The sequence below is a fragment of the Thiolapillus sp. genome (assembly GCF_048562965.1).
Classification (GTDB): Bacteria; Pseudomonadota; Gammaproteobacteria; order Chromatiales; family Chromatiaceae; genus Thiolapillus; species Thiolapillus brandeum_A.
On the sequence record NZ_JBHNMF010001223.1, the window covers coordinates 1 to 773 of the forward strand.

At 54.3% G+C, this 773-nt stretch carries 2 protein-coding genes and 1 pseudogene; 2 read left to right on the forward strand and 1 reads right to left on the reverse strand.

The window, feature by feature from the left end:
* Positions 1-191, reverse strand: a 191-nt coding sequence (locus ACOCD2_RS23440) for a hypothetical protein (protein ID WP_293650677.1), incomplete at its 3' end; no start/stop codon positions are given.
* Here ACOCD2_RS23440 and ACOCD2_RS23445 point away from each other — a divergent pair.
* On the forward strand, positions 136-369 hold the full coding sequence (locus ACOCD2_RS23445; RefSeq protein WP_305800785.1) for a DNA cytosine methyltransferase: 234 nt from the start codon (positions 136-138) through the stop codon (positions 367-369). The two genes, ACOCD2_RS23440 and ACOCD2_RS23445, sit on opposite strands and share 56 nt — an antisense overlap.
* Positions 370-398: 29 nt before the next feature.
* Positions 399-773: pseudogene (locus tag ACOCD2_RS23450) on the forward strand (DNA cytosine methyltransferase); the annotation flags it as partial.

The window sequence follows — 773 nt, forward strand, 5'->3', positions numbered from 1 at the left end:
TTATGGTACACGGAACATGGTACACTATAACAGCCATTCAGAGCCGAGGCTGTGAAAATCGGACGGTAATAGGAGATTTTAATGCGCGTGATTGATTTATTTGCTGGCGCAGGCGGCTTTTCTACCGGTGCAACCATGGCTGGTGCCCGCGTAGTGTGGGCCGCCAACCACTGGCGTTCTGCTGTCATCATTCATAAAGCCAACCACCCCGACGCTGTTCATGTATGTCAGGACCTGCACCAGGCGGATTGGTCGCAGGTTCCTGAACACGATGTCATGTTGGCATCACCATCGTGTCAAGGTCATAGCCACGCTCGCGGCAAAGATCGCCCCACCACGACGCAAGCCGCTCCACCGCCTGGGCGGTAGTATCTGCGGTTGAGCACCATCGTCCACCATTTGTGGTGATAGAGAATGTTCCGGAGTTCCAAGACTGGGCGCTCTATCCGGCATGGCACATGGCCATGAGCACTTTAGGCTATACGCTATCCCCTCACATGATTGATGCCGCGGATCACGAAGTGCCTCAACACCGAAAGCGGTTGTTCATTGTTGCCTCCCTATCCAAACAGCCTCTGGTACTGAACATTGAAAAACACTCACACGTTCCGGTGGGGCCACACATCGATTGGAACTACCCTCGCTGGCAGCGTATGCAAGCAAAAATAATCACCTTGTTGCTGGCGCTGGCTGTAACAGCATTTCCCCTGCCCTCCGTCGCTAAGACCTTGCAAGGCAAGGCCGTTCATATCAGCGACGGCGACACGCTCATC